Source organism: Chitinophaga terrae (ex Kim and Jung 2007), assembly GCF_900107795.1.
Lineage (GTDB): Bacteria > Bacteroidota > Bacteroidia > Chitinophagales > Chitinophagaceae > Chitinophaga > Chitinophaga terrae.
In genome coordinates, this window is sequence record NZ_FNRL01000005.1 from 89,993 (window position 1) to 115,962 (window position 25,970).

The following is a 25,970-nucleotide window of genomic DNA, read 5'->3' on the forward strand; positions in this document are numbered from 1 at the left end:
TTTGAAATGATCAAATGGAAGATAAACGAATACTTACTGCATTTTTATGAGCGTCCAATCCTTCGGCGGCGGCCATGGCCTCAATAGTGGCTCCTATTTGCTGCAAACCGGAAGGAGAGATCTGTTGAAAGGTAATCTTTTTAACAAAACTATCTAAAGATACGCCACTATATGCTCTTGCATAGCCATTGGTCGGCAATGTATGATTCGTTCCGGAAGCATAGTCGCCGGCGCTTTCGGGAGTGAAATTGCCGATGAAAACGGAACCGGCGTCGGTTACCTTCTCCGCTATCTCCGCCGCCTTATCGCAAGCCAGGATGAGATGTTCCGGTGCGTAGGCATTCAGCAGCTCCACCGCGGTATCGGTATCAGACACGAGGATCATTTTACTGTTTTCCAGCGCGCCGGTAGCGATGTCTTTACGCGGCAGCCGGGCCAGTTGAGCTTCCAAAGCATTGGTAACATTGGCGATCACCTGTTCGCTGGTTGTAACCAGCAGCACCTGGCTGTCGGGGCCGTGCTCGGCCTGTGAGAGCAGGTCGGCAGCTACGAAATCAGGTATGCAGGAATCGTCTGCCAGTACAGCGACTTCAGACGGACCAGCAGGCATGTCGATAGCCAGGCCGCTTTTGTTGACAAGCTGTTTGGCGCAGGTAACGTACTGGTTGCCGGGGCCGAATATTTTATAGACCTGCGGAACGGTTTCTGTTCCGTACGCCATTGCGCCGATCGCCTGTACGCCGCCGATCGTGAATACCTTGTCAATGCCTACCAGTTGAGCGGTGTATAAGATAGCCGGGTGCAGGGATGGAGTGCATAACACGATCTCTTTACAGCCAGCCAGTTTAGCAGGAATACCCAGCATCAGGATGGTAGAGAATAAAGGAGCCGATCCCCCGGGGATATAAAGCCCTACTTTCTGGATGGCTACTGATTTCCGCCAGCATTCCACTCCCGGCATTGTTTCAATGACCTTCGATTGTTCTTTCTGGGCGCTGTGGAAAGCGGAGATATTTTTTGCCGCCTGCTGTATAGCTGCTTTCAGCGCAGGGTCCAATGCCGCTGCGGCTTCCTCAAAAGCAGTTGCAGGAACTCGTATATCTGTTAACGTTACCTTGTCGAAAGCGGCTGCAAATTTCCTGATCGCTGCATCGCCATCTTTCTTCACTTCTTCCAGGATAGCCGCTACCTTCGCTTCCAGGGTAGACGTATCCATCACCGGCCGTTGCAGCAGCGTGTTCCAGGAAGAGCTATCGGGATATCTGATTACTTGCATGATAGTTTCTTTTTAGATCACCATTTTTTCGATTGGCACTACCAGGATACCTTCTGCGCCGGCGGCTTTCAGGCTTTCGATGATGTCCCAGAATTCGTTTTCACTTAATACGGAGTGTACAGAGCTCCATCCCGCTTCCGCCAATGGCAGCACGGTAGGACTTTTCATGCCGGGCAATAAACTGATGATCTCATTCAGTTTATCGTTCGGTGCATTGAGGAGGATATACTTGGTATTCTTTGCTTTCTTTACAGCCTGGATACGGAACAGTAATTTATCGAGCAGCTGTTGTTGCGCTGGTTGCAGGTTATGGTTGGCAGCCAGTACAGCTTCTGATTTCAGTACGGTTTCAACCTCTTTGAGCCCGTTCATGAACAGGGTAGAACCGCTGCTCACCAGGTCGCAGATCGCGTCCGCCAGGCCAATACCCGGGGCTATTTCCACAGATCCGCTGATCTCATGTATTTCGGCAGTGATGCCGTTGCTTTCCAGGAAGTCTGCCACGATCACCGGGTAGCTGGTAGCGATCCTTTTATTTTGCAGGTCCTGTACTCCGGTGTAATCGAACGACTTCTCCACAGCCATAGAGAGGCGGCATTTACCGAATCCCAGTTTTTGTACGATGTTGACCTGCTTTTGTTTTTCCAGTACAACGTTTTCACCCACAATACCAATATCGGCTACTCCATCCTCAATGTATTGAGGAATATCATCGTCGCGCAGGAAAAATACTTCCAATGGGAAATTACTGGCTTCTGTCTTCAGCTTGTTAACGCCATTGTTGATGTCGATGCCGCATTCTTTCAGCAGTTTGATAGAATCTTCGTGGAGGCGGCCAGATTTCTGGATTGCGATTTTAAGTTTCATCCCGGATAAAATAAAAAGGGCTTACCTCTTCGGTAAGCCCTCGTTGATGATGTAATATGATGAATTCACAAATCATCCCCTGCCTACCGTTTCGGTAAGATATGATGGTGATGATGTATGTGGATGTTGATGATCATAATTTTCGTGTGCAAAAATACTAAGTAAAATGATAAAACAAAGCTTTTTTATCAAATCTTCAATAAATATCTCCTAATGTTATCATTTGTTTAAAAAATGTAAAAATCCAAAAAATATCCCCTGCGCTGCTTTTAGCAGTTCCCGGGCTAAGCGACTGACACTTCATTCCTTGCCACTGCAGTCTTTGGCGCCGGCTTTTTTCTTTTGTAAATAATGTGTTAACGGGCTTTTCAAACTAATATTTTTAGCTTTATTTTGCTAATAATATTAGTATTCACAAAAATCATAGTAACATGGAAGCATTGAAGTTGAGTGAGTTGGATGTAACCCTGCCATTCTTTGATACCAGTATACCTGCCGGTTACCCCACTCCTGCCCTCGATTACCAGGAAGATGAAATAGATCTCTCCCGCATTTTGCAGCCCAATCCCAGCAATACCTTCATTATAAAGGTAAAGGGCGACAGCATGATAGGCGCTAATATTCCCGACGGTTGCCTGGCCGTGGTAGACAGGTCCATACGCCCAAACACCGGCGATATCGTCGTGGCGGCGCTGGACGGTGATTTTACAGTAAAACGATTAGTAAAAGCCGGGCGCAGCTGGATATTGCATCCGGAAAATGAGTTTTATAAACCGATAGCGATCACTGAAGAAACAGACTTCCAGGTTTGGGGAGTGGTAACCGCCGTAATTGTAGATATCCGTAAATAACAGACCTGAGAATCACTGAACAATGGAGCAACCTTTAGCACTATTAACAGAGGCTTTGTTAAAAGCTATGTTAGAAAATGGCTTTACATTATTTGTAAGGCAAAGCTATCCCGCGGGAAGAAACAGTAACGATGAGCATATTAAAGAAGCATTACTGGTAACGCCTTATACCAATATAGGGGAAGCCAATTTACATTTCCAGCATATCCGGTTCGATAAGAGGAAGTATATTTATCAAACCCATCATGCCGAGGAAGTAGAGAAATTATACCATGCCGCCCGTCAACCTGCCGGTTATAAAATATACATAGCCGTTATCCAGGATTCTACAACTGCTATTATACAGCAGCTATTGCCTATGATCCATAAATATGTGGTACAAAGAACTAAATGGGGAGAAACAGCACTGGGAAGGGTGAGAGCAGGATTGCTGCTGCAGTATGGAGAATTGTATGTTACACTGCACTATGTGCATCAGGAAATAAGAGTACCTTTATCGGAGTTAGATAACCTTTAACAGTATGTGTTACGACATCGCCTTTACCGCCAACATAGAAAGTATTTACCAGTATTTACCACAGTTGAAACGCGAAGGGAACCTGGACATAAATTTCAGTCCTACCTGGCATAAGATCGGTATGTCTTTTCCCCAATGGCCTGTAATTACCTTCCAGGATGGATTGCAGCTAAATAAATTCACATGGGGGCCTATTCCTAAAATGCTGGACACTGTAGAAAAAGTAAAAAAACAACGACAGCTCTTTCTAAATGCCCGTAGTGAAAAAGTGCAGGAACCCGGCACTTTGTGGCATGCCATCCGGCATCAGCGTTGCCTGGTGCCTGCAACCGGCTTTTTCGAATACCGGCAGATACCCGGATGGAAAAACAAGGTAGCATATTACATCAAATCCAAGGAACAGGATATCTTCTTTGTTGCCGGTTTATGGGCGCTTTCCAACTCCTGGGATGCAGATAAACCTGAACGTATCCCAACCTTCACCATACTTACCCGCAAGGCTAATGCTGTAATGGCGCAGATACATAATGGCGGGGATAATGCAGGCAGGATGCCTATGATGCTTTCCAACGAACTGGCTGAAAAGTGGGTAGATCCCAGGTTAAATGATGAAGATATCAAGGCGATCCTTCAATACGAATTTCCTTCCCAGTTACTGGATTTCTGGCCGGTTAATTCTGTCAGGAAAGTGAAGCCCGACGATGAAAGTGTGATCGCGCCGGCGGTGTATGAGGGGCTGCCGGGATTACAACTGGTTTGATGTTTTAGATATTTCTCATTTTACCATTCAAATGAAAACATTATTTTCATTTGAAAATTTTTTTTTCAAATGAAAATAAATATCTATTTTTGTAAAGAGCAAAAACACAGTTGCTCTATAAAAACGTCTGTGGTAAACCGGAGTTTGATTTGAAACTATATAGCTGTGACAAAAACTAACTATTTAAAACCTAGGATAGATGAGAATTATATCCATGCCTCCAATCTATGCATTTGAGGCAAAGCATCCGGTTGCAGCTACGTCGTTAAATGACTGGTGCAAAAAAATCAAACAAGCTAAGTGCCGTAATTTTAATGAATTAAAAAAAGAAGTTTCGGGCTCTGTCGATTATGTGGATAAAGACTTATACGTTTTTAATATTGGCGGCAATAACTTTAGGATAGTAGCAGGTATTCATTTTAATACCCAGCTAGTTTACATTAGGGCGGTCCTAACACATAAGGAGTATGATATACACAACAAAAATGGAACCTTGCTCAATTTATAACAAGGACAATTGTATTATATGAAAATTAAAACTAAACAGGATTACTTTACAGCGATGGCAGAAATTGAAGGGCTTTACCAAAAAGGCTTTTCAAAGCTAAACAGCACTGAGGAAAAAAGATTAAGCCTGTTAGCTGAAGCAGTGGAAGTCTGGGAATCTATACATTATCCTATGCCTATAAATCCTCGCTTTCCGGAGATAATTGAATATTTATTGAATAGTAAGCATATGTCTCAATCGGACCTAGCTGAGGAATTAAATATTTCGAAAGGTTTTCTAAACCAACTTCTACACGGAAGTAAATCTCCCAATACAGAGGTTCTAAAAACAATTCATACAAAATTCCAGATCGATGGTAATTTACTTTTAGAGAGCCTAATATAATTCACATATTAAGCTCTCTAAAAAGAAAACTATTTATAGATCTCCACTACTATCTTTCCATCTTTAGTAACTGAACCTCTATACATCCCTTCTGTATTAAACGGCATCGCCATATTTCCATTCTTATCCAGGGCGATCAATCCGCCGTCTCCCCCCATATTACCCACTTTAGTGATCACTTCCCTGGCCGCCTGCTGAACTGGCAGCCCTTTATACTCCATCAGGGCAGAGAGGTCGTAAGCTACTACATTGCGGATATAATATTCGCCCCATCCGGTGCAGGAAACAGCTACCGTCTGGTTATTGGCATAAGTACCCGCTCCTATGATGGGGGAATCCCCTATCCTGCCAAACTTCTTATCTGTCATGCCGCCTGTACTGGTAGCCGCAGCCAGGTTACCTTGCTTGTCTAACGCTACCGCACCTACGGTGCCAAACTTATTGTCCCGGTTTTTGATGCCCAGCTTTCCAGGAGCAACAGCCGCATTAGACTGTATCTTTTTCAGAGAATCATCTTTCAACGCCTGCTGCAGGCTTCTCCATCTCATTTCGGTCCGGAAATAAGAAGGGTCCACAATTTCCAGCCCGGCTTCCCTGGCGAATTTATCTGCGCCTGGTCCAACCATCATCACATGTTCCGATTTTTCCATTACCGCTCTTGCTGCGGTAATAGGGTTCCGTACAATGGTCACTCCAGCAACGGCGCCGGCTGCACGGGTTTTGCCGTCCATAATCGCAGCGTCCATTTCGTTCCTGCCGTCGTGGGTAAATACAGCTCCTTTACCTGCATTGAACAGGGAATCGTCTTCCAGTACTTTTACTGCGGCAGTAACAGCGTCCAGGCTGGTACCGCCAGTGCTCAATATTTTATAACCTGCCTGTAAAGCCCTGGTTATCCCCGCCCTGTAAGCAGCTTCCTGTGCCGGGCTCATATTCTTTTTCAGGATAGTTCCCGCACCTCCATGTACTACCATCACGTAAGATCCTTGCTGGGCAAATGCCGGCATAAAACCCAGGAACAAGAAAATGATCAATGAGCAAAAACCTAAACCTTTCATATCCGATAAATTTTATAACGCTTGTTTCTTTTTTAACTGCCCGTTTTCTACCCACCACCAATACCAGGCGCCACCTGATGCTTTTGCCGGGTCGAAATCGGCTACCGAAAAGGTACCGCTACCTGTATCACTCCCCTGTATTTCATATACCTTGATAGCTGCTCCTCCATGGTTCCATTCCAAAGGTCGGTTCTTTTCGCAAGATTCAGGACCTTTTGTACTATCGGTTTGCAGGAAGATCGCCTTGCTCGCACCATATACGGTAGCCATGCCGTTTTCATCAATACATACCGCTGTTTTCTCGTCGGGTGCAATGCCTTTGGGATATATGCCCGCATCTTTAACAATACGGCTCATAAAAGTTACATGACGCCCTTCCCTATGTCTTTTCAGGTAATGCTGATCACTGATCACATCTTTCAGGTATGGCGCGTGCAGGAAATCGTTGTTATACAAGGTCACCAGGGAATCGAAAGGATTGGCCAGCACAGAATCCGAAACGGCGCTGCCGCCTTCCCCGCTGTAATACCATCCGGTCAGTACTGCACAACCTGCGCTGGTACCGCCTACAGGCGCTTTCTTTTCCTGCAGCAGGTAATTGATAGCGTCGTTTACTTTTGTACCTCTCCATTGGTTCATATACCTCGACTGGTCGCCTCCTGCAATGAACAACATTTCCGCATTCCTGATAATATACGCCACGGTATCATTATTGGCCAGTTCCCGGCTGGTGATATTCAACGTTTCCACTGAATTTACCTTACCCAGCGAATCGATCTCCACATTGTATCCTCCGTTGCCTGAAGCCGTAAGCACTACTACATCTCCTCCCCCGCTCCTGTTTATCATCCATTGAAAAGCACTGTTCACATTTCCTCCTCCACCTATCAATACCACTCCTCCTTTTACCGGCGTGTTAACGTTAGCCGTGTCTCCAACCAACCCGATGGAGGCAGGGCGGCCAGGTACGGTAACCTGTTTCTCCGGCTGCTGACACGATGCCATAGCTATAAGCAGCAGCATCCCTGCTGTTAGCATACTTTTTCTCATAAGTGTTCCTATTTAAGATAAGCTGGGTTTTGTTTCATGTTCTTATTGGCCTTGGTTTCCAGGTCGGGGATCGGAAAAGCATATCCCTTATCGCCCGGTTTCATCAGCAATGCGCCATTGGTGTTGGCAGCGTCTTCGTTGCTGCGGGCAACATTCAGGTTCCTGCGGCGCAGGTCAAAAAGGCGGTGCCCTTCAAATGCGAGTTCTTTAAACCGCTCGTCGTAGATGGCATTGATCAGGGTGGTTTTATCGGCGAAGGTCTGATCCTGGTACCCGCTGATCCTTGCCGTTCTGAGTGTGTTCAGATCTTTTGCCCCGTCGGCTACCCTGTCTTTTTCTGCCAGCGCTTCCGCACGGATCAGGTACATTTCCGCAGTTCTGAACAACTTGATATCAGCCAGGTTGGCTTCTTTTGATCCTGCATATTTTATAACGCTGTATAAAGATTTGCCAGCGCCACGGGTATCATCAAATTTCACGTAGCTGGTATAGCGAATGTCATTGTTTTTATCAAAAAGATTAAGCAATTTGAAAGACGGCGCATATAACACTATACCTCCCACATCGTTGTAACGGCTGCCTATAAGATCATCATTCCCTGATACCTGTTTTATCTTCCAGATCACTTCAGCTTCTTCCTCATCTTTCCATATTCCGGGGAATTGGGCAACTGTAGCCAGCGGAACCGCATTTATAGCTTCTGTTGCGAAGCCAATGGCCTTATCCCACTGTTTGGCATAAAGGGATACTCTTGCCTGTATAGCTGAAACCGCAGCCAACGTAATACGGCTATTATCCTTGAACCCGGCTGGTATCAGCTTTTTAGCGGCAGTAAGATCTCTTTCCATAAATGAAATAACTTCCGCTACGCTGTTCCGGGAAGGTTTGCCGATATAGGAACTATCCATATAGGCTACGCCCATTGCCTGCGGCTCATAGGTTTCTGCATAACTACGCAAAAGTTCCAGGTGACAATAAGCCCTGAGCGCAAGCAATTCCCCATGATACTGATCACGGCTTTGCTCTTCTCCCGCTTTCACTTTAACTGTATTTACAGCTGCCAGCGCCCTGTTCAGGCGGTCAATGATGATATAGTTTTCATCAAATGATGCGGTGATAGTAGTATTGCTTGGATGGATCTGCCAGCGGTAAGTAGCCACTCCTCTTCCGGTATTATTCTCACTGGGCAAATTACATTCATCAGTTACCAGGGAAACATTGTAAATGGTATTATTGGTGATCCCATCGTATGCGCCCAGCAATCCGCCATTGAGATCGGCTACCGTTCTGAAGGCTTTGGATGGATCAATGTTATCGATAGGCGAGAGATCCAGTTTTTTAGAACAGGACATGAACGTTCCTGCAACCAGTAATAATAAGCTATATTTAATATATCGGATAGTCATGACGGTTAGTTTTAGAAATTCACATTTAATCCAACAGTATAGGTACGGGCGCTTGGATAATCGAAACGTCCGTCGCCGTTATTCCCTTCCGGATCAAAGCTCTTCCACTTCGTCCATGTAACCAGGTTCTGTGCCTGTACAAACACCTGGATGCCTTGTACATAATGGATACGCGACATTACCGATTTAGGGAAGATGTAACCGATATTCACGTTTCGCAGGCGCAGGTAAGAAGCATCCTGGATGTCTTTGGATGAATATCCCCTGGTAGTACCATATTTTGGCAGTATCGCATTGTCGCCAGGTTTTTTCCAGCGGTCGTAAAGCATGCGGATGGTTTGATTACTGGTAGCGAAGTTGCTGTTCTCGTTATAATAATCTTCATTCAGGTATCGCATTGCTTTGTCTGCAAATGTGAAGAAAGCATTGGCATAAATGCCTTTGTAGGAAAATCCTGTACTGAAGCCGCCGGTGAATGGCGGAATATAGGTTCCAAATTCGGCAACGCTCATTTCAGTTTCGTTGTACTCAGTGGTTTTGTTGCCTTTACGATCGTAATACAAGGGGTTGCCATTTTCAGGATCTACACCCGCCCATTTAGGCGCATAGTGCGAACCATAAGGCAATCCCACTCTTACGATCTGTGTAGTGCCCTGTGGAAATTCATCAGCGCCGCCCAGGTCTGTGATCACGTTCTTATTGTAGGCGAAGTTGAACCCTACGTTCCAGGTGAAGTCGCGGATCTTCAGAACATCTGCCTGCACATCCATCTCTATACCCCTGTTGCGCATAGCGCCGGAGTTAAGCGACAGTTGATAGAACCCTGAAGTAATGGAAATCGGCTGGCTGACAAACAGGTTATTGGTGAGTTTATTATAAACATCTGTGATCACGCGGATGCGGTTATTCCACATTGCAAGATCAAACCCAACGTTGAATTCTTTGGCATATTCCCAATCATAGTAGGGATTACCCGGTGCAGTAGGTACAATGGCCGCATTTCCGCCGTATTGCCCTGCGCCGTAAGTGGCGAAATAAGTATATGGGTTACCCTGGAAGAAAGGATTGGCGGAAGTACCGTAACTGGCGCGGAATCGGAGGTCTGTAATGAAATCCACAGACTCAAGAAATCCTTCTTTTTTCGCTTCCCATCCTAAACCAACAGAATAGAAACCATGCCAGCGGTTGGCTGGTGCAACAGTCGATGATCCGTCGTACCTATAACTCAGGTTCAACGTATACTTGTCGGCATACGTGTAGCGGCCAACGGCTATGTAACTTGCCAGCGCCGACTCTGTGCGGCCTCCTTCCAGCAAAGGACGGAAGGGAGAACCCGGATTAATTCCTGCCGGCGTGTTAGGCAAACGCCCGTCTATATCAAAACCTGTAAACTTGGAAGCGCGGTAGGTTCTCTTTACAAATTCATAAAAGGCAGAAACTTCGAAATCATGTTTATCTGCCGTTTTTGAATAGGTTAAACCTGAAGTTGAAACAAGTGAGAAGTTACTCGTTACCCCTTCCGCATAACTGCCTTTACGGCCTGTTTCTTTATATCCGGCATACGAATCGGGGTTTACGAATCTCACAGTGGTGTTCTGACCGAAATCGAGCCCTAAACGGGTTTTAGCTACCAGGCCTTTGGCCAGGGTATAGTTCAATGAACCGCCTATAATGCTTTTCAACTGGTCCATTTTATTGGAAATATTCTGCATGGCTTCCAGGGCGTTGCTGCCTTCCCTGTAATCCAGCACCGGGTATTCATCTTCGTTAAAGTTCGTAACCAGCGTTCCGTCGGCAGCATAAGGATATTCATACGGCAAAGCGTAATAAACGGCAGCCAGCGGGTTATAAGCCCGGCTGGTAGCTTCTTTTTCTATGTAGTTGGATTTGGAATAAGCCAGTCCTACATTCAGGTTGGCGGTAAGCCTGCCTGCATTGAAATCGATATTATTCTTCAGGCTATACCTTTTCAGGCCTGTTGTTCTGGCAATACCCTGCTGATCGAAATAGTTCACGGCGCTGTAAAAACGAACAAATTCATTTCCGCCGCTGGCGCTTAACTGGTGTTCCTGGAACTGTCCATGCTGCAGGAACAGTTTACGCCAGTCGGTATTATGATGAGTCAGGCTGTCGATAATCCGGTCTGCTTCCCGTTGCTCTTCAGGAGTTTTGTTCGCATATTCAGGATTCTTCTTTGAATAAGTCCATCCCGGTCCTATATCGTCCCCGCTTTCCAGGCCGATCTCTTCTTCGAACTGCATACGCTGTTCAGAATTCATCATCTGGAATTTTGGTGTGGTCATCGTAGAGAAACCGTATTGGGATTTGTAATCGACTGCTATTTTACCTGCTTTCCCTTTTTTTGTGGTGATAACTATTACACCGTTGGAGCCGCGGGAACCATACAACGCTTTGGCGCTGGCATCTTTCAGTACGTTAACGGAAGCGATGTCTGAAGGGTTGATACTCTGGAACTGGTTAGCTTCAATAGGAATACCGTCCATCACATACAATACATTGGTGCTGCCGTTCAATGTTCCGACCCCGCGGATGGTTACATTGGCGCTGGCGCCAGGTTGTCCTGATCCTGCGGCTACCACCATTCCCGGCACCCTGCCCTGGAGTATCTGGTCGAAAGACGCCATAGGCACCTGGGTGATCTTATCTGCCCCTACTACTCCCGCTGCGGCTACCGACTTGTTGCGCGTGTAATTCGTATAGCCGGTAACGATAACGGAGTTCAGGGTTTTAACATCTTCCTGTAAAGCTATGTTGATAACCTGGCGGCCTCCTATAGCCACTGTCTGGCTAAGGTATCCGACCTGGGAAAACTGCAACGACTGGGTAGTTGACGGTACGCTGAGCGAGTAAGCGCCATCAGCGCCGGTAGTGGTTCCAAGGTTAGTTCCCACTGCCCTTACCGTTACGCCGGGAAGCGGCAGGTTGGATGCACCTGTCACCAATCCTTTAATGGTAATATTCTCAGCATTCTTTTCCAGTACCTCCCTGGCATAAACAACCACCAGGCCGTTGTCTTTAACGGAATAGGCCAGGTTGGTTCCTTCAAAAGCCTGTGACAGCACAGCGTCGAGCGATGCTTCTTTGGCGGCTACTGTTACTTTTTTGCTATCCGGGAGCGTTTTATCGTGAAATACGAAACGATAAGAGGATTGATGCTCTAAAGTTTTTAACAGTTGCCTGATGCTTACTTCTTTAGCCTTCAATGTAATGGTTTCCTGGGCTAAACAGGTGGCCTGAACATGTAAGCTGAGTAAAAAAAGGAAGGCCGTCAATTTCATAGTTAGCAGCAGTTTACCGGCAGGAACAGGAAGCCCTTTCCTTGCCAGGATTACAAGTTTTAACATACCTTTGGTTTGGTTTAGTTAATAATTCATTCCGGATGTTTACTAGGCCAATTACAGGAGAGGTGTGCCAGCACCTCTCTTATTATTTTGGTTGACTTTTTACTTACTTATAATGATCGTACTGTCTACCATTTTAAAAGTAAAAGGGTAAGACAGTTGCAACGCGTCCAATGCTTTCCAGACAGATTCACTCTCGAACGTTCCGGAATACCTGTATTGCTTTACTTCTTCATCTGCAAACCTGATCGGTACGCCATAATACTTTCCCAGCCTGGATGCAATAGTTTCCAGCGGCTCATTTTCTATTTCCAGCCGGTTGCGTACCCAGGCTATTTCTGTAGCCTTATGGCTGACAGGATCAGCTTTTAAAGGAGAAATAGTATATGGCGTATTAAGGTTTGCAGATAGTTTTTGATTTGGTTTTAAGATAATAGGTTCCTGTTTGCTGCCTGCCAGCTGAACAGCGATCTTCCCTTTAAAAAGGGAAGCCTCGGCGGCCCGGCTGTCCGGGTAGGCGCTGATGTTGAAAATGGTTCCCAGTACCTGTACGTCCATAGCGGAGGTATGCACTTTGAAAGGAAGCGTGGCGCTCGACGAAACATCGAAGAACGCTTCTCCAGTCAGGGCAATCTGCCGGTCGGTGGTATTGAAGCCTGGCGAGAGGGTTAGGGCGCTGTTCGACCGGAGTACAACCGTTGTACCGTCGGGCAGCACCATCGATTTCCTGGGCGCCGTTCCTGAGCTGATAGTTTTTTCAGGCGCTTTTGATGAACTCGTAAGTGTTGAAGTGGTGTGATTATTAAAAAAGATGATGGTTGTTATGATGGCTCCTATTGCCACGGCCGCTGCGAGCCAGTACAGCTTCTTTGATGAAGCGGGTCCCGGCTCTTCTTCGCCGATCACCTGCTGTAAGAGATCAAACCTTTCTATTCCATCTTTCAGGTGCTGCAGTTGTTTCAGGCGGTCGCCCTGGCGGGCAGATAAAGTAATGACCAGTTGCCTGGCTTCATTAACAACCGGCGCCATTTCCGGATGTGCGGAGATCAGCGTTTCCCAATATGCAACATCAGCCGATGGATCTTCCAGGCAATATAGCTGGAATGACTCATTGCACACTAAATCTTCGACAGTAGCTGTTAGAAAATCCATGTAAGAAACGTCCTTTAAGTATACAGACGGAGTTACCTTTCGTTTTTCCTAAGAAAAAAAGAGATTTTTTTTATTTCAGTTGTTTCCGGAGCATTTTAATAGCGTCGTAGATGGTGTTGTAGGCGGTTTTGACCGTTTGGGATGTTTGTTGGGCGATCTGCTCGTAAGACAGTCCCTCGAAGAATTTTAGCCGGATCAGTTCTATTTGCCGGGGAGTTAAGGCCTTCATAGCTTTCTGTAACCGGAGTTTTTGTTCTTCATCCTGCTGGCCCTGGATAATGATCTCTTCATACGACAGCTCCTGGCCGAACGATTCTTCGGCCAGGTTATGGATAGCCGAATGGATCTTTTCCTGTAATATCAGCTGGTCTATCAACTGGCGTTTTAAGGCGGTAAATAGATAGGCGGTTACATTAGCAACAGGGTTCAGTTGCGGATGTTTGTTCCATAGCTGCAGGAACAGTTGGGTGATGCAGTCTTTTACCAGTTCGTCGTTTGCGCAGATCCTGAGGCCAAACCGGAGGAGATGGGAATAGGTATTGTTATACAGGGCAAATAAAGCCTGTTTCTCCCCTTTCCTAAGTTTTTCCCAGTGCTGGCTGTTTTCCGTATCAAACGACATACGGGATAAATATACAATTCTTTACAGGGAAGAAAAAGGCCGCCTCTACCAGGTAGAGACGGCCCGTATAGTTTATAAACAGTCTTCTTAGTTCATTTTAAACTTACCGTCGGCAACTTTTACATCATCACCGTTCATATTAACAGCAGTTCCGGAGTAAGTTCCTTCAACCTTATTCCCGTTCACAGCTGTGATCCTGATCTCTACCAAACCGCTGGAAACGCCGGCGCCTATGGTATTGTCCATACTGGACATTTTCATCCAGGAAAAAATCGTGTATACGTTGTCGGTTGTCCTGTATGTACCTGCTGCAGGTTTTCCACCGGGTGCAGGAAGCAGGAAGCCTCCCATATAAGCCAGATCATCTGTGAAGAATGAAAAGGTATAAGTATTGGGAGCGGTGCTTTTTGTCAACTGGAACTTGGTACCGCTGTATTTTACACCGGCAATGGTTACCGACCATGAGCCGCTGACAATATCGCCGTCGCCGCCATTGCCATTACCTGGATTAGCTGGAGTGCCGGCAACGGGAACGTCCAGGGTACATGACATATCGTTAAAGGTATAAGTAAAAGGGAAAGTACCGCCTGCCTGGAAATCACCTTTTCCTGTTAACTGCACCTTTTGGATACCTTTCTGGTAAAATACTCCTTTGGCATAGAAGAATACCCCGTTGACAGTATTGGTAGTAATAAGATAGGAGCCGGGGGATGCCACGTTTACAGATATTTCCAGGTATGCGTCGCTATTTACTGTTCCGGTACTGAAAGTTCCTTTTACTGCTGCTGGCAGGCAGGAATTATTGTCATCTTTCAAAGTTCCTACCGCTGTTCCCAGGGAGGTATTGTTAAAACTTCCATCGTGTACCATTTTCTGATCGCAGGAGATCAACGTACAGCAGGCAAAAAACAAGCAAAGGGACAACAGATATTTCATGGGCAAAACGGGTTTACGGTCTTTGTTCCGGGGCAAAGATAATCAGTTTTGGGATTGATGGTTATGAACTTTGAGTTCTTCCTGCAATATTTGCAACACTTTCTCCGGTTCTTCGATATGCGGGTAGTGCCCCGACCCTTGCATTTCTATGATCTTTGGATCAACAAAATAAGTTGGCAAAACAGCCAACTCTTCTTCGACTGAAATAATGTTATCATGTTTGCCATATATTACAATAACCGGAACTTCTGTTGACGGGGCATTGACACTGCATACCACGACCTGCGTACACTGAAAAAGCTTTCAGCATCGGGTACATACTCATTATTATAATATTGAACGAATTCCTGCATCTTTTGCATATCCTGCCAGTAATAATTAAAAAGCCGGGGGTTGACAGCCGCCAACTGCCATCCGCGCGCTATTTTCTCCCCGAAGGTGGCCGAAGGAGCACTAAGTATTTCCTGCAATTTCCGAAAGCGTTGTCCTGGCTGAAAAGATGGCCCTCGGGCCGCTGGCGTGAAGGCTCGTCCCAGCAAAGAAGCTCAAAACCCGCTTCCCGGTACATTTCAGTAAGTAGATGTCTTTCAGGATTTGAGTTGAGGCCCGGGCCTCCGTGGAAGAAAAGGATCTTTTGCATACTACAATAAAGAGTGCCTTCCCCAAGATAGTTATTAAGGACTTCTTTCAAAAACAATAGTTATAAATGGCTATTGCCCCTGGCAGCCTGTATTTTTAGTTTTGTAGCGGGAATGTAAGAACGATAAAGATCTGAAATCTAAATATGTATATAAATGGTTTAATTCTTATTTCATTGATTCACTTTACTGTTTCCAGAACTACATGAACTAAAAAAACTGCTCCCTATCATAATCAGCCGTGAGGCTGCATCATCCTGTAAAATTGATATCTGTTTAAAATTCTTCAATAACAGGGAAAACATGCGGATTGTATTTCCGTATGCCCAACCTGGTTACGCTTTAACTAACCTTTAATTTTTTCGCAATGAAATACACTGCACTATTGATTTCCATAGTATTGCTTGCAGTTGCCTGTAAAAAAGACAAACCGCAACCGGCAGAGAACCACGATGCCGAAAACCTGGTAAAAGGCCTGAACGGGCAAGTAGCGAAAATAGATAGCCTTAGCAGCTTTGCCCCTTATTTGAAAGATCTTGAGTTAAACAATGCAGACGCTGCCCAGGGCGTAACCGTATTTGCGCCCGTGAATAGCGCATTTAATGACCCCGGTGGTCGTAAGGCGGCAGGGAATGGAGAACTGCGCGAAGCGTTGCCCGACTCTACTGACGTTCAGGATTATGTGGTAAAAGGAATTATCAACACCAGCGCACTGACCAACAACGCGCATTTTACCACTCTTAACGGGAAAACGCTGACCATCACCAAAACAGGAGACGATCTCCGGGTGAACGGCGTGTTGCTGACAGGTAAGCAAGGGATCAGCGGCGATAAAACGATGATCTATACCATTAACGGGCTTTTAAAGAAGAGTCCTTCGCTGGTTATCACCGTATGGGATGCTACGCAATGGTCTGCAACCCAACCCAGGGGAGCTGTGGCCGGCGGAGCCACAGTAGCGTTGTACCGTTCCCGTGAAGATTATGCAAGCAATGCACCAGCCTATACTGCAGAAACAGATCTCAACGGGAAAGCGAAGTTCAGCAAGGTTGATGCAGGTGTCTATTTTATTGTTGCCACCAAGGGAGATATGAGCAATATCCTCAAAGACAAAGGATTCTGGAACCCCCAACCAGTGGGTGGATTACTGGCCGGATATGGATTTGATTCGGTTTTCCAAACCACGGCCGAAGTAGCCGCCAGCCCACAGCAACCCAATGGCGCCCCAGGGAATTTCCGATTATGGGATGCTAATGCAGATGGCCGTATCGATAACAATGATTTTGTGGCGTTACCATACACCTCGGTGAAGGCAGAACAAGGATTGACCGCTACCCGCGATGTATTGATCGGCTATAGCAATAACAACAACCTGAAAACCATTCCCGACCTGTTAGCCGCTAAGGCATTGCTGCAGGGTTGCTACTCACTGGATGCTACCGCCTTTCTCAATTTTACAATGATGGACAGCTACCTGAGCGACAACGCAGATGCTACTGCCGCTAAATGGCAAGCGATAGACAATTTTACGTTTACCCCGCAGGAACCGATATTCACCAGCCTTTGGAACAGCGCCTACCTATCGGCATTACCACAGTTGAACAGGATAATAAGGGACGTACCGGGATTACCTGACGCCACTGAAAAGGCAACTGTAATAGCGGAAGCCAAATACCTTCGCGCCTATATCTACCTCCAGTTGTTCACCTACTTTGGGAATGTCCCTATATTGAACGGTGTAGTGCTACCGCCAGACCTGTCGAATACCGATGGCCGCCAGAAAGCTTACCAGCAGGTAATGAAAGACCTGGACGAAGCCTCGACCGTATTGCCTGCCCAATGGCCCCAGGATCAAGTTTTCAGGCCTACCAAAGGCGCTGTTACCGCACTCGCTGCCAGGACTGCGCTGGTGCAGAAGGATTATAAAAATGCCGCTATCTATGCACAATCAGTGCTGAACAGTGGTAACTACCAACTACTCCCCTCTTATCTCAGTGTATTCACTACCGCGCCTAATGCGGAAGTGATCTGGGATCTTTCAGACAGGATGCAAATGCCCGAATTCAATGCTTATTTTATATATGGCGGTCTTCATGGCAACTCAGCTTCCAGCAGGTGCCCAACTATCAGGCTTGCGGAGATGTACCTGATAGCTGCAGAAGGGCTGTTGGAACAGCCTGGGGGTGGGGTGACAGCCGACGTTGTAAACTATATCAACCGCCTGAGCCTGCGCCTGACAAGCAGCCAGGTTGTATCTACCAACAATACTATAGCCCAGGTAAGGAATGCATTAAGGAATATCTGGCAGCAGGAAATGCTCCGGGAAGGCAACCGCTTTGTGTGTTTGCAGCGTTGGGGAATGGCCCAGTTGATGCTCGGCGCGAAAGGCTACACCAGTCCTAAGAATGAATTGCTTCCTATACCGGCTGATTATATGAACTCGTATAGTGGTATGATGCAGAATGTAGGGTATTAGGCGGATATTAAGACTTCTATATGCTAGGGATTCCGCAAAATAAAAAAGGAGAAATCGAAATTTTCGGTTTCTCCTTTTTCGTTGCCCGACCTGGATTCGAACCAAGACAAACAGAGTCAGAGTCTGTCGTACTACCATTATACTATCGGGCAAAGTCAATTTTGACAGCGCAAATATACATAACTTCTTATAATATTCAATATCATAGGTTTTATGTAATTTTCCACAATGCGAAAGATCGTTCTGTATATTACATTGTTGCTTGCTGTCAATACCTCCTCCGCTCAAACAGCAACACCCGAGATATTAGGCAACTTATCCGGCAAGCAGGTCACGGAAGCCTCCGGGATCGCCTCCAGTGTACCCCTGGCTGGGCACTACTGGACGCATAACGATAGCGGAAATGACCCGGAAGTTTTTCTGCTCGACAACCACGCTTCGCTGGTTGCAACTGTCTGGCTGAAAAATGCCAAGAACAGGGATTGGGAAGATATTGCAGAAGGCATAGGCCCCCAGACCGGTAAACACTATGTATACGTAGGCGATATCGGCGATAACCACGCTATCCGGGATCATATCAGGATCTACAGGTTTCCCGAACCTTCAAAGGTTACACCCGGCTCATACATAAAATTAAAAGCTGACGAACTAAAACTGCGATATCCCGATGGCGCCAGGGATGCGGAAACACTAATGCTTGACCCGATCAGTAAACAATTGTACATAATCAGTAAACGGGAAAAAGAGGTCACCTTGTTTAAAACCAAACTGCTGTTCAACGATGGTGATAAAGCTACGCTGGAACCTTTGATCCAGTTGCCATACACCTGGGTAGTATCAGGCGATATCTCGAAAGATGGCCATCATATCGTTATTAAAACCCTTACCAAGATCTATTACTGGCATCGCAACAAAGGCGAGTCGGTAGAAGAAGCGATGAAAAAACCTGCGAAAGAACTGCCATACGTTGTAGAGAAACAGGGCGAAGGCATTACCATCACTCCCCGCAACAATGGCTATGTAACTATCAGCGAAGGAAAGAAAGCGCCTGTATATTTCTACAAGTGGAAATTCTAACATAATTACCAACCCCATTGCAATTTCCGGCAATTCTGCCGGCTGAAATGCCATTTCAGTAACTCCTCCTATACTTGTATAACGCTTCCAGCTAGTGTTAGCTGCCGCTAAACCCATCGATATACTATACCCTTAAACGAATAATTCAACATTGAAATATTCGTAGCAAAACTATTTTGATATGCCAACACTTTACAGGTTCCAGTTTTTCCGAACGCGGGGAATACCCTTCCGGTAACGTAACAGAGAAAGATTGTGCAATACTACCTCAGAAAACCATTTTCATCAATAACCTCATTCGCTCATGCAAAAGAAAGCAATTATCGTAGGCGCCGGCCCCGCAGGACTCACTGCTGCCTATGAATTATTACAACGCACAGATATAGTTCCCATTGTTTTGGAAAAGAGTACAGATATTGGTGGAATTTCCAAAACAGTGAATTACAAAGGAAACAGGATAGACATAGGCGGTCACCGTTTCTTTTCTAAATCAGACCGCGTAATGGACTGGTGGATGACAATGATGCCATTGGATAAAGAGGCGGCAGAAATTTTTTCCATCAGCTACCAGAATAAAACAAGGGAAGTAAAAGCCAAACGCCCCGAACCCACTTCCGATACGCTGGTAGCACAGGACCCCGACCTGATCATGCTGGTAAGAAAAAGGCTTTCACGCATCTATTTTCTTAAACAGTTCTTCACTTACCCTATTCAACTTTCTATAGAAACCCTGGGAAAATTAGGACTGGCGACCACCGTAAAGATTATGCTATCTTACCTCTATGCCCGGGCCTTCCCAAGAAAGGAGGAAAAAAGCCTGGAAGATTTCATGGTAAACAGGTTCGGTACAACCTTATATCATCTCTTCTTTAAAGACTATACGGAAAAGGTATGGGGCGTTGCCTGTAAAGATATTTCCGCCGAATGGGGCGCCCAACGCATTAAAGGCATCTCTATAGGCAAAGCCATTGCACATGCTGTTAAATCGGCCATTGATGCCGGCAAACCGAAAGACATTAAACAAAAAGGCGTGGAAACAAGCCTCATAGAAAAATTCCTGTATCCCAAGCACGGACCAGGACAGCTTTGGGAAGAAGTGGCCCGCCAGGTAACCGAAAAAGGCGGCACAGTACTGATGCAACATGATGTAATAAAGATACATACACAGGGCAACCAGGTAACGGGTGTAACGGCCCTCGACAGGGCAACCGGAGAAACAGTATTGCTGGAAGGCGACTATTTCTTCTCTACCATGCCTATGCAAGAACTGGTTGCAGATCTCGACGCGAATGTTCCTGCTAATGTAAAAGAAGTAGCCGCTGGCTTAATGTACCGCGACTTCGTAACCATCGGCATACTCCTGAAAAACCTAAGTCTTACCGATAAAAAAACAGGCGAACAACGACCTCCCAAACTGGAAGACACCTGGATCTATATCCAGGAGAAAGATGTAAAAGTAGGCCGGCTTCAATTATTCAACAACTGGAGCCCATATATGGTGAAAGACCCCAACACCACATGGGTAGGGATGGAGTATTTCTGCAACAAGGGCGATGAATTCTGGGAACAGCCTGATGATACCATCCGCATCAAAGCAATCGAAGAACTCTGCAAGATAGGGTTGGCCCAACAATCGGACGTTTTAGACGCCACAGTTTTAAGAATGGAAAAAACATATCCCGCATATTTCGGAACCTACAACCGCTTCGACGAACTAAGGAACTATATTGATACGTTTGAAAACCTTTTCCTGGTTGGCCGCAACGGCATGCATAAATACAATAACTCTGATCACTCTATGTTAACTGCAATGGTTGCAGTAGATAATATTGAAGCGGGGATTGTAACGAAATCAAATATCTGGTCTATTAACACGGAACAGGAATACCACGAAGAAAAAAAATAGAAATAGAAATAAAAGGGTTAGCAGATCAAGGTCCCGGGTCTGTTAGCCCTCCCCCTTCTAAACCATGCGTTCTTCTTCATCGACTTTGCAATTAACCCGAAATTTGCATGAAAGGCGATCATAAATTTATGGCCTCAATTATAACATCAAGGGGTATAGACGCCTTATAATTATCACCAGGTAAACTCATCCCTGATAAAAGAAAGTAAGTCAGTGTTAACAATCTTATGTACAAAATTTATTCACATACCATTTCAAAAAACAGGTTATCCGGTGCGAGCAACAGCAAGTCTTCCGCAGCTTTATAAGCATCTCCGCTAAAGAACCCGGAAGAAAAATCCCTGCTGTATTCTATTCTAGGTTGTACAGTATCAGGGGTCAGAAAAAAAGCATCTATTCCTAACAAAACGATTCTTTCTGCCTTACATGCTTCTACGAATGCCAGGGCCACATCCCTTGAATAAAGCACCAGGCCAGCCCTCCGCTCCCCCTTCTCCAAAAATGCAACCTCAACTTTGTTCATACTATTCCTCTTTTAATCCCCAGTTCTGTATTACGCTATCTGCCTGCGGTTTAGTCATTTCCAGCGCCTGCCTGTTAAGCACAGAACTGTAATACTTACACTCCCAGCCTCCTTTATCGCCAAATTTATAACCAACGATCAGGCTTTCATGTTCCTTGCCTTTTATCTTCATATAAATATCCCCATCGTAAGTTATCTCCCCGTCGTCATTTACAATTACTGTTTTAGAACTCCTGAATGCCCCGGTATCAGGACTGACAGGCGGATGCCAGTTCTTAGTTTCCGTATACCTGTCTTTCGTTTCCCAGTCAGCAGGCAAGGTAGCAATTCCAATACGCTTTCTTTCCTCATTAAACGCTGTTCCAAATTTCCTTCCCGGCGGAAATGCCCAATAATAAATCCTTTCCTGCGAAAATATTAACACGGCCGATAGTATAATAATCACCTGGTAATAATACTTACCCTTAAATTTCTTCAGCATCTTTAAATTGTTGATCCGGTATCGCTTTTTCCGGATCAATAATAAACAAAAAACCCGGAAGGACTAGCAGTGTATTCGTCCTCCCGGGGAAAAGTCCAAACCGTCCACACTTTTGTTAAGCAGGTCCCAGGCGCTTCGACCGCAGGTACACCACCGTTCTGTTAAGGTAAGGGAACAAGGCAATTAACAGCAGTGTTGCGATGATCAGGCAACTTATCAACTCATAGTAATCCATGGCAAAACGAAGTTGTCCCTGCCCGTTGACCGCTTTTATCAATAACTTATCTGCGCCTTTGGCAGCACGACCCGCAGCCATTCCTTTTGCCTGCAGGTGATGCGCCTGTGTGCGCAGCGTTGTTTTCACTACAGGATCCAACCGGCTGAGATGGTCCTGGAACGCATTATAGTGACGACTCTTGCCGTACAGTTCAAAATAGTTGATCAGGCCAATGCTGACGCAAAATCCCAGGTACCTGACGAGCAATCCCGTGGCAGCCGCCGAACTGCCTATAGCCACCGGCACAGATGAAATAATGTAAACAATAGTAGGCACCATGATCATCCCCACTCCCAAACCCTGCGCCAGCAGGGGGACAAAATAATTCCATTCATCTGCCTGCACATCAAACAAAAAATACATGCTCACATGAAAGCCCAGCAGGAAAAGGAAACCCGGGACCCAAACACTGCGTATATGCTTCTTCTGCAGGATCATGCAACAGGCAACGATCACGCCTATAACCAAACCCGCCATGTTCAACAGGTTGATATACGATATGTGCATCGGATCGAAGCCCAGTACGGTAGCATAGTAAGTATTAGTGATCCCCGATGCAAACCGGCATATATACATCACGAACAATACGATGAGGCCAATCCTGAAATTCCTGTACCTAAAGATCTGCAAATGCAGGTAAGGTCGACGCATCCTCCACTGCCGCAGCAGGTAGACAACTAATACCACGGCTATGGATATTACGCTGTACCTGATCCGCACATCTTCCAGCCAGTAATACTCCTGCCCGTAAACCATAATATAACCGAGCAATACTAGAATAATGCTGTAAAGCGAAAAACTTTGCCAGTCGAGATTATACAAGGGAAACCTCACATTCAGTCTTACATTGTTCATTGTCAGCAACAACAGGAACAGGCAAGGCGCATAAGCAAACAAAGTAGCTTTATAAACAACGTTGAAATTATATGCGTCTATCAGGTCGGCTGTTACGAAATTATTGAACGGCAAGGCGCAGAGCAGGAAGCCAAAGAACACGGAGAAGCTGACTTCCCTGGCTCGTTCGCTCTGCAGGCGGGTAAACATCAATGACAGCGAGAGGTTCACAGTACAGGCAAACAACATGCCCTGCAGGAAACGAACCGGGAAAAGTATATACAGCTCGTGTACAAAATAGCAGGTAAAACAGCTCAGCACCTGCAGGAAAGTGAAGATGATAAAATACTCCTTTGCTGCAATGAATACGAAGAAACGCCTTTCCAGGCTGTAAAACCCTACATAACCCGCGTAAAACAAGGCTACTGCAAACTGCATATCTGCCGGTTCGCTACCATAGAACCCCGCCGCTGCATTGACGTTGGCAAGCGGCAAAAAGAACAGTACAATACTGGGCAGGATGAGCAGGAAAAGACTGCACCTGATCAACCATTCCGGCGTCCATTGTTTGAAGATAGGAATCGCATTATCCATGATGCTGGTGTTTTGGCAGATAAACGTTAACGTTCATCCCTACCTTCAGTTTGTCTATTTCTTTACGCTGTCCATCTACCCGGATGCGGACAGGTATACGTTGTACTATCTTCACATAGTTGCCGGTAGAGTTATCGGGAGGGAGCAGCGAGAAGCTGGAACCGGTGGCCGGCGAAAGACTGATGACGGTTCCCCTGAAAGTCTGACCCGGGTAGGCGTCCGCCACTATTTCCACGGTGTCTCCTATGGCCATATTGGCCACCTGCGTTTCCTTGTAGTTGGCAACTACCCATTTATCCGTTTCGTTGTTAACAATATAGGCAAGCACTTCACCGGCATCGATCATCTGGCCTACTTCCACCGTGCGGCGTCCCATACGGCCATCATAAGAAGCGGTGATCACTGTATAGCTGACATCCAGCTTATGCCTGTCGAGCAAGGCTTTCAGGCGTTTCAATTCCGCCTGTACCACCTCTTTTTCCGCGCGGACATCAGCGATACGCGAGCTGGCGGCATTGAAATTTTCTGTGGCAGTTTTGTATTCGCTGTTATTCACATCCAGCGTCGCCTGCATGTTTTCCAGTTGCTGCCTGGTAGCTGCTTCTTCTTTATACATCTGTTGATAACGGTCGAAGTCCAGTTGCTGTTTCCAGACCTTTGCCCTGGCCCCGCTGATCTGCGCGCTGGCGGCGCCGGCGGTTCTTTCCAGCGTATGAATGTTGCTCTCCAGTACCTGCAGCTGCGCCTCTGCTTTACGTATAGCCGCTTCCGTTTGCTCCTGTTGCAACACGTACTCCCGGTTGTCGATGATCAGCAGAGTATCTCCCCGTTTGACCGGCTGATTTTCTTCAAACTTTACAGCTACAATAAATCCGCCTGCGCGGGAGATAACAGGGTTAACATATTCCTGCACCTGCGCATCATTTGTTTCTTCGAACCTGTAATAATGCCAGATTGTGTAGCCGCCCCAGATGGCCAATGCGAGCACGATAAGCCCTGCCATCCAGCCTGTGATCCGGGTAATCAGTCTGTCTGTTACGATGTAATTCTTTTTCATTTTATTAAAGGATGCCTGTAATATGCTGGAGTAAGTAGTACCTGTTCTGCGCCAATACTTTAGCTGCGGCCAGTTCGAACCTGGATTGCAGCAGCTGTACATCTGCATCCAACAGGTCTGTTACCAGGGAGGCCTGGTTGAAATAAGTCACTTTGATAATACGGGCGTTCTCTTCTGCCCTTGCTACATTTGTATTTGCAACATCTATCTGCACCAATGCCTCTTTGTAGCGGAGGAACGCTTCTTTCACCTGTTGCCTTACTTTATCTTCCGTATCGTGATGCGCTTCTTCTTCTTTTTCCAGCTCCAGGTGCGCCGACTGCAATTTGTAGGTATTGTGGTAGAGAGAAGAAAGCGGGAAAGAAGCTTTAATGCCGCTTATGCCCAATGAATACCAGGACGGGTTATAGGGATAAAGGAAGATCTGGGGATTGGCATAGTAAAAATCGCCATACAAGCCTATCTTAGGTCTTACATTCGCTTTCACCTGCTTCACGTGCAGCCTGCTAATCTCAGTTTCTGCACCTGAAATATGCCAGGCGTAAGAATGATGCAAGGCCTGTTCAAGATAATCGGTATACCTTCCTGCGTCGGTTGGCAATTGCGTTATCTCGGGCCTTACAACTCTTTCATCCGGTTCGCCCATGATGATATTCAGTTTCTGGTTGGCGATCCGGATATCGTTCTCGATCTTCACCAGGGTTAACTGGCGTTTGGAGAGATCCAGTTCTACCCGCAGCACATCGCTTTTCAGCACCGTACCGTTCCGGTGAAACGATTGTATTTCTTTTAACTGTTTCTGCTGATCTGCTATATCCTGCAATATCAATTCCCTGAAGATGAGAGCCTGTTCCAGTTCCAGGTACAATGCGGCGGTCTGGTAACGAATACCGGAAACAGTTTCGGCTTCACGTATACCTGCCAGTTGATGTAGTATCCTGTTTTCTTCAATTTTCAGGTTGAGCTTATTCCCGTTATAGATATTAAGATAGAGGTCTGCGCCGACCTTGTAAAGATTATGTATCACTTCGTGCTGGGAGGTAGGATTGGTAAATATCCCGTTACCGTAAACAGGTATGTTGGTAGCTTTTTCAGCACTTCCCATTACTTCCAGCTCCGGCAGGCGTTCGCGTATGGCGTCTTTGATCTCATCGCCGGCAATGGCGGTAGCTTTTTTACTGATGGCTATTTTGCGGCTGTATGATTCCGCTTTCTGCCAGGCTTGTGATAACGAAATTTTCAGGGTGTCGTTTACTTCCGTTGCAGCATCTTGTGCATAAATCGGGATCGCATAAACTGCCATTAAAACCCACATGACAGCGATCCTAGCTCTGTGATTCATAAAAATTGGGACCTGT

Annotated in this window: 23 protein-coding genes and 1 tRNA gene; 8 read left to right on the forward strand and 16 right to left on the reverse strand. The window is 46.1% G+C overall.

Features of this window, described 5'->3' with window-relative positions; translation table 11 throughout:
- Positions 1–10 precede the first annotated feature (10 nt).
- Both hisD and hisG read right to left on the reverse strand, forming a co-directional pair.
- Positions 11–1,276 (reverse strand): histidinol dehydrogenase, encoded by a 1,266-nt coding sequence (hisD, locus tag BLV62_RS06860; protein ID WP_089760034.1) that lies wholly within the window; start codon positions 1,274–1,276, stop codon positions 11–13.
- Positions 1,277–1,288: 12 nt separating this feature from the next.
- On the reverse strand, positions 1,289–2,143 hold the full coding sequence (hisG, locus tag BLV62_RS06865) for an ATP phosphoribosyltransferase (protein WP_089760036.1): 855 nt from the start codon (positions 2,141–2,143) through the stop codon (positions 1,289–1,291).
- Positions 2,144–2,574: 431 nt separating this feature from the next.
- Between hisG and BLV62_RS06870 the strand changes: the two genes are divergently transcribed.
- From BLV62_RS06870 to BLV62_RS06890, 5 genes are all read left to right on the forward strand, one after another.
- Positions 2,575–2,994, forward strand: coding sequence for a LexA family protein (locus BLV62_RS06870; protein ID WP_089760038.1), 420 nt, complete (start codon positions 2,575–2,577; stop codon positions 2,992–2,994).
- Positions 2,995–3,016: 22 nt separating this feature from the next.
- Positions 3,017–3,511, forward strand: a complete 495-nt coding sequence (locus BLV62_RS06875; RefSeq protein WP_139169990.1) for a hypothetical protein — start codon at positions 3,017–3,019, stop codon at positions 3,509–3,511.
- A 4-nt stretch (positions 3,512–3,515) separates the two neighbouring features.
- Complete coding sequence (locus BLV62_RS06880; protein WP_089760042.1) at positions 3,516–4,271, forward strand: SOS response-associated peptidase; 756 nt, start codon at positions 3,516–3,518, stop codon at positions 4,269–4,271.
- A gap of 199 nt (positions 4,272–4,470) precedes the next feature.
- Positions 4,471–4,779, forward strand: coding sequence for a type II toxin-antitoxin system HigB family toxin (locus BLV62_RS06885; protein ID WP_089760044.1), 309 nt, complete (start codon positions 4,471–4,473; stop codon positions 4,777–4,779).
- Positions 4,780–4,797: 18 nt separating this feature from the next.
- A complete protein-coding gene (locus BLV62_RS06890; RefSeq protein ID WP_089760047.1) occupies positions 4,798–5,163 on the forward strand; it encodes a helix-turn-helix domain-containing protein in 366 nt (121 codons plus the stop codon).
- A gap of 29 nt (positions 5,164–5,192) precedes the next feature.
- On the opposite strand, the gene BLV62_RS06895 is transcribed toward BLV62_RS06890, so the two are convergent.
- The 8 genes from BLV62_RS06895 to BLV62_RS06930 form a co-directional block, all read right to left on the reverse strand.
- Positions 5,193–6,221 carry an isoaspartyl peptidase/L-asparaginase family protein gene (locus BLV62_RS06895; protein WP_089760049.1) on the reverse strand — a complete coding sequence of 343 codons (1,029 nt, stop codon included), beginning with the start codon at positions 6,219–6,221 and terminating at the stop codon, positions 5,193–5,195.
- A 12-nt stretch (positions 6,222–6,233) separates the two neighbouring features.
- Positions 6,234–7,271, reverse strand: a complete 1,038-nt coding sequence (locus BLV62_RS06900) for a cyanophycinase (protein ID WP_089760051.1) — start codon at positions 7,269–7,271, stop codon at positions 6,234–6,236.
- Positions 7,272–7,279: 8 nt separating this feature from the next.
- On the reverse strand, positions 7,280–8,677 hold the full coding sequence (locus tag BLV62_RS06905) for a RagB/SusD family nutrient uptake outer membrane protein (protein ID WP_089760053.1): 1,398 nt from the start codon (positions 8,675–8,677) through the stop codon (positions 7,280–7,282).
- Positions 8,678–8,688: 11 nt separating this feature from the next.
- Positions 8,689–12,042, reverse strand: a complete 3,354-nt coding sequence (locus BLV62_RS06910; RefSeq protein ID WP_211117724.1) for a TonB-dependent receptor — start codon at positions 12,040–12,042, stop codon at positions 8,689–8,691.
- 99 nt (positions 12,043–12,141) lie between these two features.
- A complete protein-coding gene (locus tag BLV62_RS06915; protein WP_089760055.1) occupies positions 12,142–13,191 on the reverse strand; it encodes a FecR family protein in 1,050 nt (349 codons plus the stop codon).
- Between the two features lie 70 nt (positions 13,192–13,261).
- The gene (locus BLV62_RS06920; protein WP_089760057.1) at positions 13,262–13,813 is read right to left on the reverse strand and encodes an RNA polymerase sigma factor; all 552 of its coding nucleotides are present in this window, start codon (positions 13,811–13,813) and stop codon (positions 13,262–13,264) included.
- Between the two features lie 87 nt (positions 13,814–13,900).
- Positions 13,901–14,749: a hypothetical protein gene (locus BLV62_RS06925; RefSeq protein ID WP_139169992.1), complete on the reverse strand. Its 849-nt coding sequence runs from the start codon at positions 14,747–14,749 to the stop codon at positions 13,901–13,903.
- A 230-nt stretch (positions 14,750–14,979) separates the two neighbouring features.
- Complete coding sequence (locus BLV62_RS06930; protein ID WP_089760060.1) at positions 14,980–15,219, reverse strand: hypothetical protein; 240 nt, start codon at positions 15,217–15,219, stop codon at positions 14,980–14,982.
- A gap of 535 nt (positions 15,220–15,754) precedes the next feature.
- Between BLV62_RS06930 and BLV62_RS06935 the strand changes: the two genes are divergently transcribed.
- Positions 15,755–17,863, forward strand: coding sequence for a RagB/SusD family nutrient uptake outer membrane protein (locus BLV62_RS06935; protein WP_089760062.1), 2,109 nt, complete (start codon positions 15,755–15,757; stop codon positions 17,861–17,863).
- 81 nt (positions 17,864–17,944) lie between these two features.
- On the opposite strand, the gene BLV62_RS06940 is transcribed toward BLV62_RS06935, so the two are convergent.
- Positions 17,945–18,015 (reverse strand) — tRNA-Gln (locus BLV62_RS06940).
- A gap of 76 nt (positions 18,016–18,091) precedes the next feature.
- Here BLV62_RS06940 and BLV62_RS06945 point away from each other — a divergent pair.
- Together BLV62_RS06945 and BLV62_RS06950 are read left to right on the forward strand one after the other, a co-directional pair.
- The gene (locus tag BLV62_RS06945) at positions 18,092–18,940 is read left to right on the forward strand and encodes a hypothetical protein (protein WP_089760064.1); all 849 of its coding nucleotides are present in this window, start codon (positions 18,092–18,094) and stop codon (positions 18,938–18,940) included.
- A 304-nt stretch (positions 18,941–19,244) separates the two neighbouring features.
- Entirely contained in the window at positions 19,245–20,846 is a 1,602-nt protein-coding gene (locus BLV62_RS06950) for an NAD(P)/FAD-dependent oxidoreductase (protein ID WP_089760066.1), read from the forward strand.
- 238 nt (positions 20,847–21,084) lie between these two features.
- Here BLV62_RS06950 and BLV62_RS06955 read toward each other — a convergent pair whose 3' ends face one another.
- The 5 genes from BLV62_RS06955 to BLV62_RS06975 all read right to left on the reverse strand — a co-directional run bounded on the left by BLV62_RS06955 (position 21,085) and on the right by BLV62_RS06975 (position 25,954).
- The gene (locus BLV62_RS06955) at positions 21,085–21,369 is read right to left on the reverse strand and encodes a hypothetical protein (RefSeq protein WP_089760068.1); all 285 of its coding nucleotides are present in this window, start codon (positions 21,367–21,369) and stop codon (positions 21,085–21,087) included.
- Position 21,370: 1 nt separating this feature from the next.
- Positions 21,371–21,850, reverse strand: coding sequence for a hypothetical protein (locus BLV62_RS06960; RefSeq protein ID WP_139169994.1), 480 nt, complete (start codon positions 21,848–21,850; stop codon positions 21,371–21,373).
- Between the two features lie 115 nt (positions 21,851–21,965).
- Positions 21,966–23,555, reverse strand: a complete 1,590-nt coding sequence (locus BLV62_RS06965) for an MFS transporter (protein WP_089760071.1) — start codon at positions 23,553–23,555, stop codon at positions 21,966–21,968.
- Positions 23,548–24,612, reverse strand: a complete 1,065-nt coding sequence (locus BLV62_RS06970; protein WP_089760073.1) for an HlyD family secretion protein — start codon at positions 24,610–24,612, stop codon at positions 23,548–23,550. Before BLV62_RS06970 ends, BLV62_RS06965 begins: the two co-directional genes overlap by 8 nt.
- 4 nt (positions 24,613–24,616) lie before the next feature.
- Complete coding sequence (locus BLV62_RS06975; protein ID WP_089760075.1) at positions 24,617–25,954, reverse strand: TolC family protein; 1,338 nt, start codon at positions 25,952–25,954, stop codon at positions 24,617–24,619.
- Between the last annotated feature and the right edge of the window lie 16 nt (positions 25,955–25,970).